General features: G+C 51.7%; 9 protein-coding genes. All 9 read right to left on the bottom strand.

Annotated elements, in window-relative coordinates; translation table 11 throughout:
* Positions 1-132: 132 nt before the first annotated feature.
* The 9 genes from WH37_RS33920 to WH37_RS23560 all read right to left on the bottom strand — a co-directional run bounded on the left by WH37_RS33920 (position 133) and on the right by WH37_RS23560 (position 14,350).
* Entirely contained in the window at positions 133-4,434 is a 4,302-nt protein-coding gene (locus tag WH37_RS33920; protein WP_052737167.1) for a hypothetical protein, read from the bottom strand.
* Positions 4,435-4,909: 475 nt separating this feature from the next.
* Positions 4,910-7,354, bottom strand: a complete 2,445-nt coding sequence (gene pheT / locus WH37_RS23595; protein WP_046233076.1) for a phenylalanine--tRNA ligase subunit beta — start codon at positions 7,352-7,354, stop codon at positions 4,910-4,912.
* A 24-nt stretch (positions 7,355-7,378) separates the two neighbouring features.
* Positions 7,379-8,410: a phenylalanine--tRNA ligase subunit alpha gene (gene pheS, locus WH37_RS23590; protein ID WP_046233075.1), complete on the bottom strand. Its 1,032-nt coding sequence runs from the start codon at positions 8,408-8,410 to the stop codon at positions 7,379-7,381.
* A gap of 415 nt (positions 8,411-8,825) precedes the next feature.
* Complete coding sequence (locus tag WH37_RS23585; protein ID WP_197091394.1) at positions 8,826-9,635, bottom strand: copper amine oxidase N-terminal domain-containing protein; 810 nt, start codon at positions 9,633-9,635, stop codon at positions 8,826-8,828.
* 101 nt (positions 9,636-9,736) lie between these two features.
* A complete protein-coding gene (locus WH37_RS23580) occupies positions 9,737-10,378 on the bottom strand; it encodes a hypothetical protein (protein ID WP_046233074.1) in 642 nt (213 codons plus the stop codon).
* Positions 10,379-10,491: 113 nt separating this feature from the next.
* Positions 10,492-11,415: a dihydrodipicolinate synthase family protein gene (locus tag WH37_RS23575; RefSeq protein WP_046233073.1), complete on the bottom strand. Its 924-nt coding sequence runs from the start codon at positions 11,413-11,415 to the stop codon at positions 10,492-10,494.
* Between the two features lie 192 nt (positions 11,416-11,607).
* Positions 11,608-11,994, bottom strand: a complete 387-nt coding sequence (locus WH37_RS23570) for a RidA family protein (protein WP_082110972.1) — start codon at positions 11,992-11,994, stop codon at positions 11,608-11,610.
* A 54-nt stretch (positions 11,995-12,048) separates the two neighbouring features.
* A complete protein-coding gene (locus WH37_RS23565) occupies positions 12,049-12,912 on the bottom strand; it encodes a sensor histidine kinase (protein ID WP_046233071.1) in 864 nt (287 codons plus the stop codon).
* Between the two features lie 22 nt (positions 12,913-12,934).
* Positions 12,935-14,350 carry a copper resistance D family protein gene (locus WH37_RS23560; protein WP_052737165.1) on the bottom strand — a complete coding sequence of 472 codons (1,416 nt, stop codon included), beginning with the start codon at positions 14,348-14,350 and terminating at the stop codon, positions 12,935-12,937.
* Positions 14,351-14,357: the final 7 nt, after the last annotated feature.

Raw genomic sequence — 14,357 nt, 5'->3', positions numbered from 1 at the left:
AGTACGGGCAAATGGCTCGCGGCTTGATTCAAGGGATTTTTTTGCACTATCGCAGCGTAATATGCAAAAAAAATCCGTTTATCTTCGCTATTCCGGCGCACCGGGCGAGATATACGGATCATTTGTGATAGGCTAGCTTTGCTCGATTAGCTCAATCCATTCATTGTATTCGTTTTGCAGCAAGGAGTACTCGTGTGCCAGCTTGCCATGCTCGATAGCAAGCTTCTCGTGCTCTGCTCTCAGCTGCTCCGTCGATTGAACGGCCTCAGACCACTCAAGCTCAAGCTGCTGCCTGCGCTGATCTACTTGTTCGCTCTGCAGGGCTGCCGCAGCGGCTTGCGCCAAAGCTGCCTCCAGCTGCTCCTTCAAATGCTCCTCGCCAGCTTGCCGCTCGGACTCCTCCGCAACCATACGATTTATTTCATCTGTCAATTGCTCGGAGCGCTTGCGCTCTTGCTCCATTTGCTCATCCAGTTCCTGCTGTTTATGAAGTAAAACATCGAGCTGCTGAGCCGCAATTCGCTCTCGTGCCGCAATCAATTCAAGCTGCTCTGTAAGCTCCTGCTCATGTCGAGCCAGCTGTCCCAGCCTTTCGTCCATCTCCAGCTCATGGAACTCTGCCTGTTCTACTTTCGCCTGAAGCTCCTCCAGCTTGCTTTGCCAAGCAGCCTGTTCATCCTTGCGGTGCTGCTGCGCTCTCAGCTCCTGTTCACGGTAATGCTCGTCGAACTGCTGCTTCTGCTGCTCTATTAGACTAGCATATTCAGCTTGCTTCTCATGAAGCTGCTTCCTTAACTCCGAGCAATCACGTTCCAGCTGCTCCGACTGCTCCAGTTGTTCAAGCTTCAACAACTCCAGCTGGTCGGCAAAATCCTGCTTGAGCTGGCTCGCAACCTCATCCCGCTGCTGTTCAAGCATAGCAAGCTGCCGCTGATGCTCCTGTGCAAGCTCTGCTTGAACAGCTTCGCTTTCCCGCTGCTTGGCTTCGAGCGCTTGTTCCTGCTCACGAAGCTTGAGCGTAAGCTCTGCCTGAGCAGCATCTCCCTCACGCTTTCTAGCCTCCAGTGCTTGCTGTTGTTCACGAAGCTGCAGCTCAAGCGCTTCACGCTCTTCTTCATGCTGGATTTCGAACTCCAGCTGTTTTTCTTCCGCATTGTTTTTCCATTCTTCATGAAGCCGCGCTTGGGCCTCAAGCTGCTGTTCAAATGCCGCAAGCCGCTCCCGATACTGCTGCTCCTGCTCGCTTCTAGCCTGCTCATAGTGAGCTTGAAGATCTTGCTGCAACTGTTGAAGCTTGCTGAGTTCTTCCTGCAGCTCCATAACACGCAATTCAGCCTCATCCGCTTTAGCCGCTTCATTCGCCAAATATTTAGCCTGCTCAGCGATTTGTGCTTCTGCTTCCTTCAATCTGTTGCCTAGCTGTGCACGCGTTGCGACATGCTGCTCATTTATAACATGCAGCTCGTCCAGCTGCTGACGTATTTCGCTAAGTTCGGCGTCACGCTCCTGGCGCTCTTGCTCTAGCACTGTAAGGGATGAGCGCAATGCTTCTTCCTGTTCCATAGCTTGCAATAAGTGGTCATCTGCCACGGTAATACGCTGTTCAAGCGCGGCTTTTTCCTTGGCTGCGGTTTCTTGAAGCTCCGAAACAGCTGCTTGCAGCTTAGCCCGTTCTTCTTCCCAATTTTTATATCGCAGAGCGAGATCAGCCTTCAAGGCTTGCTCCTGCTCCGTTAACTCTTTCATATGTGCGGAAACCAGCTTTTCAACGTTAGCAGATGCTTCTGCAAGCAAACGCTGCTCATACTCGTCAAGCTGTTGCTGCTGCTGTTCAGCCGTATTAGACAGCTCCAGCTTCCATTCCTCTTCACGCTGCTCAAGCTTCGCCTGCCAGCCTTGCTCCAGTTGCTTCACACGCTCAGCTAGCTGATGTTCAGCAAGCTCTATCGCTTGGGCTTTAGCTGCACGCTCAGCAGACAATATCGCTTCCGCTTCTTCAAGCAGTTCTGCCGCGGTTGCCTGCTCGCGTTGCAATTCTGCTTGTGCTGAAGCTCCCAGTTCCGCTAGCTTCGCTGCTGCTTCTGCACGTTCACGTTCGACCTGTGTTCGCGAAGCCGCTTCGGCTTCTGCCAGCTTCGCTGCTGCTTCCGCTTGTTCGCGTGCAAGCTCTGCCTCGGCAAAGCTCTTCGCTTCCACTAGTTTAGCTGCAGCATCAGCCTGCTCACGTTCCATTCGCTCTTGCAAAGCTTTCTCGACTTCAGCGAGCTTAGCCGCCGCTTCGGCACGTTCGCGCTCCAACTGCTCCTGTGCAGACGCTTCCGCCTCTGTCAAAAGCTCCGTTGCTGCCGCGCGTTCTTGCTTCAGCGTCTCTTCCGCTGCCGCTATTGCTTCCATCAGCTTCGCTTCGGCTTCTACACGTTCGCGCGCCACTTGCTCTTGAGCGGCATGTACTGCCGCTTCCGCTGCTGCCAGCTTGGCCGCTGCTTCCTCACGCTCACGCTTCAGCATCTCTTCCGCTACGCTCTGCGCTTCTGTGAGTTTCGCAGCCGCAGCCTCGCGCTCCCGCGCAACCTCTCTTGCTGCGATGCTTCTTGCTTCGCTGGCTTTCGCTTCGGCTTCCGCCAGTTTAGCAGCTGCTTCTGCACGTTCGCGCTCCATCTGCTCCTGCGCAGACGCTTCCGCCTCTGTCAACAGCTCCGTCGCCGTCGCGCGTTCCTGCTCCAGCGCCACCTCCGCTGCCGCTTTTGCTTCCAGCAGCTTCGCTTCGGCCTCTGCCAGCTCACGCTCCAGCTCCGCCTTCGCAGTCGCTTCCGCCGCCGCTAAACTTGCGGCCGCTTCCGCACGCTCTTGAGCAAGAGCGGCTTCTGCTGTGGTCAGCTTCTCCACCGCTTCCGCACGCTCATGTGCAAGCTTCGCTTCCGCTGCCTCGCGCTCACGCGCCAGCTGCTCCTCGGCGATCAGTTCCGCCTCGATCAGCTTTTCCTCTGCTTCCGCTATTTTCGCTTCATTCTCGGAAATTCTCGCTTCCGCTGTGGTCAACTTCGCTGCTGCTTCAGCACGTTCACGCGCAAGCTTCGCTTCTGCCCCACTCTGCGCTTCCGCAAGCTTCGCTGCCGTTGCTTCACGCTCAAGCAGAAGCTGCTCCTGCGCAGAGACTTCGGCTTCGGTCAACTTCTCAACCACTTCCGCGAGCCGCTCTGCCGCTTCGGCACGCTCGCGTTCCAGTTGCTCCTCGGCGATAATTTCCGCCTCGATCAGCTTTTCTGCTGCTTCCGCACGCTCCCGCGCAAGCGCCTCATCTGCGGCACTCTTCGTCTCCGCCAGCTTCGCCTCTGCTTCCGCACGCTCCCGAGCAAGCGCCTCATCTGCGGCACTCTTCGCCTCCGCCAGCTTTTCTGCTGCTTCCGCACGCTCCCGCGCAAGCGCCTCATCCGCGGCACTTTTCGCCTCCGCCAGCTTCGCTTCTGCTTCCGCACGCTCCCGCGCAAGCGCCTCATCTGCGGCACTTTTCGTCTCCGCCAGCTTCGCCTCTGCTTCCGCACGCTCCCGCGCAAGCGCCTCATCTGCGGCACTTTTCGCCTCCGCCAGCTTCGCTTCTGCTTCCGCACGCTCCCGCGCAAGCGCCTCATCCGCGGCACTTTTCGTCTCCGCCAGCTTCGCCTCTAATACTCCAAGCTTCGCTTGGGCTTCGGCACGCTCACGTTCCAGCAGCTCTTCCGCAACGATTTCCGCTTCGATCAGCTTTTCGGCTGCTTCCGCCAGCTTCGCAGCCGCCTCAACGCGCTCGCGCGCCACTTGCTCCTCGGCAGCTGCTTCGGCTTCCGCGAGCTTTTCCGCTGCACTCGCCTGCTCCCGCGCAAGCGCTCCTTCAAGCGTCAGCTTCTGGGCAGCAAGCGTCTCCGATGCTTCCTCGCGCTGACGCGCAAGCGCTTCCGATGCTTCCTGCTGCTGCGCAGCCAGCCGTTCATCCGCTTCCGCCAGCATATCCTTCAGCTGGTTTTCCGCTTCCGCGAGCGCATGCATCAGCTCCTCGGCAGCCTTCTTTTTCGCCTGCTCCAGCTCTGATTCAAAAACCTCCTGCAGCTCCTGCAGATCGATTTCCGCCTTTACCTGCAAAGCCTGATACTCCTCGCGCAAGCTTGCCATCATCCCTTGGAGTTCTCCAAGCTGCTCGGCAAGCACAAGCCGCTTCGCCTCAGCGTCATGCAGCGACTCATTATCGCGGCGCAGGCGAAACACTTCCTCAGTCATCTGCACAGCCGCAAGCACTGCGATTCTCGGCAGGTCCAGCTGTGGATAACCTTTGGCAATTTTATTCATGCTATCATCTATCATTCCGGCAATACGCCGCATATATTCTGAGTTGGAATGGCCCTTCAAACGATATTGGTGCCCATATATATCAACGGTTACTACAGTTTGCTCAGTATCCATAAAACATTATCCTCCTATAGGTGTTTCTCGCTCCCTTATCAATCAGCAGGATTGTTTCCCAATCCTTATATATAGAAGAACATATCACATAGAGTCTTATATTATAGTTGTATTATATCAAGGTGAAACGGCTGTCGCCATCCTTTGGCGGCGCGATTCATTCCGAGAAATATAGAGAAAGGATAGCTTTAGGACATACCTTCCTATATTTCAAAAATAAGCGTAAACGACTGCTTCTGTCTCAGACATAAAGCTTGCCACATCATTATATTTCAACCTAAAATCCAACACTGACTCACAAGCAAATATTTATCCATGTTTCGACTAACAAAAAGAACAAGTTTTGATGGCATGACGACAAGGGCTTTCACCTGGAAAAAACGTCCAAAGGCCTGCTCCTGCTGAAAAACAAAGCAAAAAGCCGTATCGATAGTCCACAAGGAACTATTTCGATACGGCGTGGAAGGTTTCCTGCCTATTTTCTTAATTCTGCTGCAAAAGATTGTTCTAATCCAGCAACGACCTTGCCATGCAGCTCGGTCACTTCTTCATCGGTCAACGTGCGTTCTGCATGACGGTATACGAGTGAGAGCGCTACGCTCTTTTTGCCCGCTCCCAGCTTCTCGCCCGTGAAGACGTCGAACACGCGTACGGACTCGAGCAGCTCGCCAGCCGTTTGCCATGCAAGGGCAGTCAGCTCGCCTGCAGGCACTCCCATATCCAGCACGACGGCAATGTCACGCTGCATAGCAGGATAACGCGGCAGCGCCTTGTAGACGATTTCGTCGCCAGCCAGCTGATAAAGCGGTGCAAGCTCGATTTCCAGCACATACGTATCCGCCAGATCGCTTTCCAGCTGCAGTGTTGGGTGAAGCTGACCAACGTAGCCGATGACTTCTGTTCCATGCTCGGTTTCCAACTGAACAGCCGCCGTTCTTCCCGGGTGAAAATGTTCCGGCTGCGCCGCGGCATAGCTTACCTTATCGGTAATGCCGAGAACGGCAAACACCGTTTCCAGAACTCCCTTGGCATCATAAAAATCAACAGCAGCCGCCTTGCGGTTCCACTGCGGCTCTACACGGTTTCCTGTCAGCAATGCCGCGAAGCGATGCTTCTCCTGAGGAAGACGCGTCAGCTTCTCTTCTTCTGTATGAAACACGCTGCCGATTTCAAAAATGACTGCCGACTCGTTTTTGCGATTGCGATTGTATGCTGCTGTTTCCAGCAGCTGCGCGATCAGTGTCGTCCGCAGCACGCTGCGCTCCTCGCTCATCGGCATCGACAGCTTCACAGCCTTCGTCGATTCGCCCGACAATGCAGGGAACAGCTGTGTCCGTTCAGGGCCTGTAAACGAATAGCTGATGACTTCATGAAGCCCAGCATCCGTCAGACGCTTGCGCAGCTCGCGGCGAATCGCTTGCGGCTTCGTCAGCGCACCTGGCGTTACATCGCCGAAAATCGGTGTAGTCGGAATGTTGTCATAGCCGTAAAGGCGGGCAACCTCCTCAATCAAATCCACGTCATACGAAATATCGCCGCGGCGCGACGGCACTTCCACTTGGAATACGTCTTCCTCACTCACGCTGTAGCCGAAGCTTAGACGATTCATAATCGTTTGCACTTCAAGGCTGGACAGCGAGGTGCCGAGGTAACGGTTGATTTTAGCCAAAGCTACTTCAACGACTTGCTGCTTCGCCGGAGCTGTCGTCACTTCTACGATGCCCTCCGTAGCGAGTCCGCCTGCAAGCTCCGTAATCAAGGCTGCTGCACGGTTTAACGCCGGAATAACGCGGCCCGGGTCCACTTCCTTCTCGAAACGAATGCTGGATTCTGAGCGAAGGCCGAATTGGCGCGATGTTTTGCGAACCGTTCCACCATCAAATCTGGCCGATTCCAGCAAAATATTAACCGTATCGCCCGTTACCTCTGAATTGGCTCCACCCATCACACCCGCAAGCGCAATTGGCTTCTCGCCGTCTGTAATGACGAGCATATGCGGCTCAAGGCGGCGCTCTTGGTCATCTAGCGTCAGCATCGTTTCGCCTTCATGTGCCAAACGCACATCGATCCGTCCACTTTTGACCTGATCTGCATCAAAGGCGTGAAGCGGCTGGCCATACTCCAGCAATACAAAGTTCGTTACGTCAACGACGTTGTTAATTGGACGAATGCCTGCGGCAATGAGGCGGTTTTGCAGCCATAGCGGAGACTCGCCAATTTTCACGCCTTTAATGTATCGTGCACTGTAGTGGAAGCACTGCTCAGGAGCGCTGATCGTAACTTGAACGTGACTGTCTGTACGCTCGGATGCGTGAGCAATAGCCGGCTCAGGAATACGCACCTCGCGCCCAGTCAAAGCGCCGATTTCATACGCTGTGCCGATTACGCTGAGGCAATCCGAACGGTTCGGCGTCAAATCCAGCTCCAGCACTTCGTCGTTCAGCCCAAGCACGCCCTCGATTGGCGTTCCGATTACCGTGTGCGGCGGCAATACGAGAATGCCTTCCTGCTGCTCCTTCGGCAGCAGCTTGTCGTTAATGCCAAGCTCTTTCGCCGAACAGATCATGCCCTGCGATTCTACTCCGCGAAGCTTTGCGCGCTTAATATGCAAATCGCCTGGCAGCTTTGCCCCGACGGTAGCGACTGGAACGAGCTGTCCCGCATCGACATTTTTGGCTCCGCAGACGATTTGCAGCTCTTCGCCCGTGCCTACATCTACTTTGCACACATTCAGCTTATCCGCATCCGGATGCTTCTCGCGCGATTTGACATAGCCGACAACGACGCCTGTCACTCCCTTATTGCGGGATTCCACTTCGTCGATCTCAATGCCTCCGCGCGTCATTTTTTCTGCAAGCTCTGCGCCCGTAAAGCCCGATAAATCAATATATTCATTCAACCATTGATACGAAATTTTCATCGCTTTGCTCCCCTTCCTTTCCTGCTACATTCTCGCGAATTGTTGTAAAAACCGAAGATCGTTCGTATAGAAATGACGAATATCGTCAATGCCGTATTTCAGCAGCGCAATGCGCTCTACACCCATACCGAAAGCAAATCCGCTTACTTCGTTCGGATCGTAGCCGCCCATCTCCAGTACGCGCGGATGCACCATGCCGCAGCCGAGAATTTCCAGCCAGCCCGTCTGCTTGCACATCCGGCAGCCATGTCCGCCGCATTGCGCACAGCTTACGTCAACCTCTGCGCTTGGCTCCGTGAATGGGAAGAAGCTTGGACGAAGACGGATTTGCGTTTGCGAGCCGAACATTTGCTGGGCAAATTGCAGCAGCGTGCCTTTCAGATCGCTCATGCGAATGTTCGGCGCAATGACAAGTCCTTCAATTTGATTGAACTGGAAGGAATGCGTCGCATCGTCATCATCGCGGCGGTACACCTTGCCCGGACAAATAACTTTAATCGGCTTGCCCTTCATCGCCTGCATCGTTCTCACTTGAACGGGCGATGTTTGCGTACGCATCAGAATATCATCTGTAATGTAAAACGAATCCTGCATGTCGCGAGCTGGATGGTTTTTCGGCAAATTCAACGCCTCGAAGTTGTAATAATCCGTCTCAACTTCCGGGCCTTCCGCGATCGTATAGCCAAGTCCAATGAAAATATCTTCAATTTCCTGCGCTACCTTGTTAAGCGGATGTACGGCTCCAGTTGGCAATGCTTTGCCCGGCAGCGTCACATCGATCGTTTCTCCGCGCAAGCGAGCTTCTGTCTCGGCTTGTTGGAAAATCGCCTGCTTCTCTTCAATAACCGCTTCAATCGCTGCACGCACGTCATTGCCGACTTGGCCGATAATTGGACGCTCTTCTGCGCTAAGTCCGCCCATGCCGCGCAAAATTTCAGTCAGCGCGCCTTTTTTCCCTAAATATTTTACCCGCAGATCGTTAAGCACTTGCGGATTGTCTACCTGCTGCAGCTCCTGCAGCGCTTCGCCGCGCAAAGCCTCCAAACGTTCCTTCATCTGATGCTCGCCTCCTCATTCTTTTAAACAAACAAAAAAGGCCCCTTCTTCCCGCAAGGGACGAAAGAACCGTGGTACCACCCTAATTCGAACAATCTGCTTTCTCCCCTCTATACAGACAGGGACAGCAATAGCTTGCTCCTCAATCCCGTTAACGGCGGGAACCGAAACATTCCTACTTGCGGGCATGCAGCACCTGCTGGCGCCACGCCGGGTTCAGAAGTCTGCTCAGGAGCGAACTTCAGACAGCCTATTTTCACGAAAGACGCTCTCAATCCATGGCGACTTCTCCCTGTGTGAAGGCACTGCTTACTTTTCTCCGTCTCAGCATTTCAACTCATATGGATACAATATCTTTTACATTATAAGCAAATGCATGGCGCGATGCAATAACTGCCTTGCGATTATTGTTGATTTAGGCTCCCGAAATCGGAATCCTGCCTTTAGTAAAGCTCACGCTATCCGCCTTCCATACGCCATTCACCTTGATTATTTTGGTGTCTCGCATAATGTATTCCGTCTCCCAGGCATCATGGCCAATGTCCAGCGATTGAAGGAAGCTTCCTGTTGTTTTGGTCCTATAGCTGCCAGTCGTTACAGGATCTTTAAACGTATAATTATACTCTAGGCCTTTATTTTGAATGATGACATTAATGAGACGGTCTGTAAAATAAGGCTTGAAATAAGTGCGAATCTGCTTAATCGATGACACATCGGCTGCTTCGTTTAATTTGTCGGACAGCTGCTTCAAGCGGGCTGCGGATGCTTTTTCAGCGGCAAGAAGCTTAACTGGCTCAACATATACAACAATCTGTTTCCCTTCGAGCACAATCGTTGCCGCTTGGCCATATGAATTCCAGTCCACACTGGCCCCTAGTATTTGGCTGACGAACCTTAAGGGAACATAGGTCGTGTTATTGATTAATTGTGCCGGCACATCGAGCTCCGTTTCAACCTGATCGACAAGCACCTTTTTAGAGTTGATGGTGAGCAGCATTTCGATATCTTCTTTTTGGATTTCAATCGTCTGGAGCTTCTGGTTCCACTCTACAGCAGCCCCCATATTTTGTGCAACATCGCGTAGCGGAATAAGCATCCGGTTGTCCTTCAATTTTCCATTGTTAAGCTCTACCGGCCGATCAGCAGCAAAAACAGGCGCGGAAAAGGCCGGAAGAGCCAGCAATGCCGCTGCCATTAAGCCCAAAGCGAATTTTTTCAACATCATAACCTCCGTCATCAAAAAATAGCTGTTGTCTTTACCTCTATTTATTTAGACGTGGAGCTTCTAAAAAAGTTACTTTGCTAGCTACTAAAGGGGATTATTCCTTATTTGGACCTCAAGCTATTTTTCAGCATCGCCAAAATTTTATTTCTCGGCTTGGATGCTTTTTGTACCAATTGCGATACTGCACCATCCGAAAAAACAATCTTTTTCATGCTCCCCCAGCGTTCCTGCTCCATCTCGAATGACGCTCTTGCTTCCTCGAAAGCAACCGCCTCATAGAAATGAATGCTTAGAGGTTCTATATTCAAAAACCGGGAGCAAAATTCCACTACACATTGACGTATCGTTTCTTCGTTTATTCGCTCATCAGGATGCCACATTTCAAATGATCTGGGCTTTACTCCCTTTTCATTAAGAGGCAGATTGTTAAAGGGGAGTTCATAAAAATCCTCGTCGCCAGTCTTGTCATAATAATAATGATAGCTGATGCTGTTACCCAATAAACACTTGTTTATTTTCTCAACAAAAGCCTTTTCTGATCTATCTTTTTTCAAGTCTTTAACGGCCGATTCTAAATATACCCTTGTGCAAATACAGGTGCTGCCTAGCCTGTTATATTGCTCATCTTTCTTCTCATACAGGATAATATCCTCCCATCCCGTCAAATCATCTAAGCCATAAACTCCCCACCAATAGTTCATCGAGGTTACTTTAACATAAATCTCTTTTTTTATTTGATTCAAACTTCATCCCACCTTTAATTTGCAATTCGACAAGAAAAATCTTCTTCCTTATCATAACAGGCTCACAAAAAGCGCCATCTTTGAAAGATGACGCCAATTGCTTCAAGCAACTGTTAGCTTAACAGCGTTTGCTTGACATATTGATTGAATTTCCTGAACTGCTCGATTTCACGCTCATGTGTCACTTTGAAATCTGATGCTTTTTTCGAGCGGCTTTTCAGCGTAATATCCAGCCCTTCGAGCTGCAAATAATAGCGGGTGCCAATATGATAATGACGGCCCTCATAGAGACAGGATGCCCCGAGATAATTTTGCAGCCACTCTGCCTTAGCCGGCTGCTTGTCCCAGTTGTCCGTCAGCCAAGCATACAAATCAGGCTGGAAACTGGCGAGCATGCCGCTATATCCGCCACCACCCAGCTGCATCACTTCGAGTACATGAGGGTTGTTCGCTACAAATATGTTAAGCGGAGTGCCTTCAGCTGCCTTGATTTTCTCCTTAATTTGCTCAAGATTGTTGCTGCATTCCTTCATAAAAGTGAATCTGCCCGTATCTGCGCACCATTTAACGAGCTCAGGCGACAATAGGCGATGATAAGGAATCGGACATTCATAAAGCCCGAAGGTCACGTCAGGGAACGTTTCCAAAATCGTTTGCGCACGCTTTTTCCAAGCTTCTTCATCTTCATCCTCGGCAGCCAGGCGATTCGTCACGAGTACGAATGCATCCACACCCGTTGCTGAAATTTGCCTAATTTCCTCAAGCTGCTGCTGAAAGGATTCTGAAATATGGCCTGAAGCAACAACTGGCACCCTTCCCGCCGTCTTTTCCTGTACGAAGCGTGCTACAGCTACCCGTTCCGTAAGAGAAAGATGAAGCATTTCACTAGACAAGCAAACCGCAAACAATCCATGCACGCCATTGTCTATGTACCAATTAATCAGTTGTTCCAGAGCCGGATAATCAACCTCATTATCCTTGGTAAACGGTGTAAGCATAACTGGCCAGACGCCTTTCGGCGCTTGCTTCACTTGCATTTAAACCCCGCCCTTCACATTTTTGATCCCTTACATGGTACAACAGAAGTATATGCTTTGAAACCGCTTTAACTTATTTGCACTGATTTTTAAACAAGACCTCCGAAAATATATTCATCAATAAAAAAGAACAAATAAAAACAGCTCCCGCCCCATCTTTACGATGAGCAAGGAGCTGTTCTTTAGACTCGTCTATTGCTGAATAATAGCTTCGGCCTCGATTTCGACCAGCAGGAGCGGATCAATGAGTGCTTTGACTTCTACCATCGTTGCTGCTGGCTGAATCGTGTGAAAAAACTCGCCATGTGCTCTGCCAATTTCTTCCCACTTCGAAATGTCAGTAACGAACATTCGGGTCCGAACGACATCCGACATGCTTGCCCCTAGTTCAGACAAAGCTTTCTCGATCGTTTGCAGAACAAACCGAGTTTGCTCGTAAGGGTCTCCTTTACCCACTACTTCGCCATCTTTCATCGCCGTTGTTCCTGCGACCTCAATCCGATTGCCAACGCGAATCGCGCGGCAGTAGCCCACAAGCGGCTCCCATGGGGAACCCGTGAACACCTGTTTTCTGCTCATCATGATCTCTTCCCCACTTTAAAATTTATGCTTCCAGCGTTCGCTGTCTTCATGCTAAATGTCACTTAACGGCTCCGTCGCTATTTCCACACGCGTTCCTAGGTCCCGCTCGCTCTTTACACGGAGCGACCAGCCCATCTGCTTCGCTCGTTCGCGCATCATGCGAATGCCATAGCGGCCTTTCGCCTCTAACTGCTCGGCGTCCGCACCACGTCCTGTATCCGCTACGATACAGTGAAAGCTGCCCCATGCTCCGCCTTCAAGCGGATAACAGGCAATGCTCACATGCGCCTCATGCGTATGCTTGCGAACATTCATCAGTGCCTCACGCACAATCGCCATCAGCTCAACCTTCTCTTTATCTGACAGTGCATGCTCGGGCAATTGCCAATTGACCTCAGCGGTATAGCCGCCCCCAGCCGCCCGCAGCTCTTCGGCAAGGGAATGAATCGCCGTAAGCCAAGGCCCTTCTGCAGGACTTGCAGCTGTTGATGATTTCAAGTTGGCAATGGACTGGCGAACGTCCTCATAAACGTGCCGGACTGTCCCGCGAATTTGCTCAGTCGTCTGACGAACACCTTCCGGTGTATGGGCATGCTCCAAACTGTCCAGCTTCACGGAAAGCAGGAACAACGACTGCGAAATGCCGTCATGCAGCTCGCGCGCCAGCTTCTCGCGCTGCTCAAATGAAGATTTCGATAGCCGTTCGCGCTGCAGCGCATCCTGCATCAGCTCCAAACGCTTAAACAAACCGCGCAGCAGCGTTAGTGTAACTATAAAAACAAGCACAGGAGCAAGCACATTGCCCAAATCCATTGAAATGTATGGCAGCAGGAACGCATGCCGGACATATTCCCATAGGCCGATTGTAAGTGTCGGAATCCACAAAATCAACCATTTCAACCATCGATAAGACATTTGCTACCGCTCCCTGCTTGCATTAATAGTTTTCAAAATCGATGCTTTCGTCCAGCTTGCCCCCGTTCTTATCAACCACCTGCAGCTCGACCGTCCATTTCCCGGGGAATGGAATGGCCATTTGCTCTGCATGGTATGACGTTCTCACAAAACCAGGAAACGACTCATACGACGTATCCTCAAAAATCGCCAGTGGCACCTCAAGTGGCGCAAGCTGCTCCTTCTCACGGGAATGCAGCACCAGCTTCACCTTTGAAGGCTCCCCCAGCTGCTCTGGCAGCCATATTTTCACCTCGAATTGATTATTTCCTGGCTCATTCGGCGTTATATTAACGGTAAAATGGCGCGTTTCGCCCATCTTATGGAATCGAACTGGCGTATTGTCCGGTATCGGGCTCATATAAGTGAACACGCCGACGATGATCGTTATCGCCAGCATTAGACTTGCATCCACTTTCAGCATAAAGCCGTGTGGCAGCTCTCCCCGCCGAACACGGGCACGAAGCAAAGCGCCTGTGACGATGACGAGTGCGACCAGCGCGATTTTCACCAGCAGCCAAATACCCCAGCTTGTATAAAATAAATAGGACAAGCTTGGCAGCAGCAGCCCTGTAATCGCCGCACCCGTAATGACAAGCAGCGCCATGGAGATCCACGCTGCTGTCGTGAAGCGCTCTGCAAAGCGCCCCGCTTCCTTCCGATCAGCAAGCCATAGGCCAAGTAAAATCATCAATCCCCCGCTCCATAAAGCAGCACAAGCGAGATGGATGAAATCAAGTACGATGCCCAAATTCATATTCGACTGCAATGCAGCCACATGGCCGCTCCAGCTCTCAATAGCGAGCAATACCAGCGCCCATATGAGCTTCAAAGTATCGCTTGCCCTAATAACGATAAAGCCTAGAAGCGATAATATAAGCAGCGCAAGCCAAGCTTGACCGGTATTCGTTTCGGTGAACAGCCTCACCCATTCCGGCCCTCCGCCTCCGTAGCCCTCCATCAAGCTTCGCGCACTGGAGAATACATACAAAATAGAAGCCAGCAGCAGCCCCCGCATCAATGGCAAGCTCCACTGCTGCATCCGTTTGCGCTGCTCATCGCTTCCTAAGCGAATCCCGCTGAACCACAACATCAGTCCTGCCGCCAGCAGCAGCGCGGTGTAATATACGATTCTTGCTGTATAAAATAAGGCTGCTCCTACACTTAGTCCACTGTCGTGGCCGTGATCCATATTTTCCATCTGGTCATGTCCAACCTGCTCATGCGGATTAAAGCTCGCTAGCTCAACCGATTGTGCTGCATGAGCATCAGCAGGCATGATGCCAACTAGCAGCGCAGCACTAAACAGAAGCAAAGCTAATGCTGCATACAAAGTTGTTATTTTGACGGATGAATGCTGTACAAGCTGCTTGCTCCAGGAAATTAAACTTAAAAACATACTGCAA

Source organism: Paenibacillus algorifonticola (genome assembly GCF_000971975.1).
In the GTDB taxonomy this organism is placed as follows: domain Bacteria; phylum Bacillota; class Bacilli; order Paenibacillales; family Paenibacillaceae; genus Pristimantibacillus; species Pristimantibacillus algorifonticola.
This window is presented reverse-complemented; position numbering and strand designations above follow the sequence as displayed.

Coding starts and splice junctions, on each gene's coding strand:
- WH37_RS33920 (WP_052737167.1), bottom strand. CDS start 4,434: ATGGATACTGAGCAAACTGTAGTAACCGTTGATATATATGGGCACCAA.
- pheT (WP_046233076.1), bottom strand. CDS start 7,354: ATGAAAATTTCGTATCAATGGTTGAATGAATATATTGATTTATCGGGC.
- pheS (WP_046233075.1), bottom strand. CDS start 8,410: ATGAAGGAACGTTTGGAGGCTTTGCGCGGCGAAGCGCTGCAGGAGCTG.
- WH37_RS23585 (WP_197091394.1), bottom strand. CDS start 9,635: ATGATGTTGAAAAAATTCGCTTTGGGCTTAATGGCAGCGGCATTGCTG.
- WH37_RS23575 (WP_046233073.1), bottom strand. CDS start 11,415: ATGCAAGTGAAGCAAGCGCCGAAAGGCGTCTGGCCAGTTATGCTTACA.
- WH37_RS23570 (WP_082110972.1), bottom strand. CDS start 11,994: ATGAGCAGAAAACAGGTGTTCACGGGTTCCCCATGGGAGCCGCTTGTG.
- WH37_RS23565 (WP_046233071.1), bottom strand. CDS start 12,912: ATGTCTTATCGATGGTTGAAATGGTTGATTTTGTGGATTCCGACACTT.
- WH37_RS23560 (WP_052737165.1), bottom strand. CDS start 14,350: ATGTTTTTAAGTTTAATTTCCTGGAGCAAGCAGCTTGTACAGCATTCA.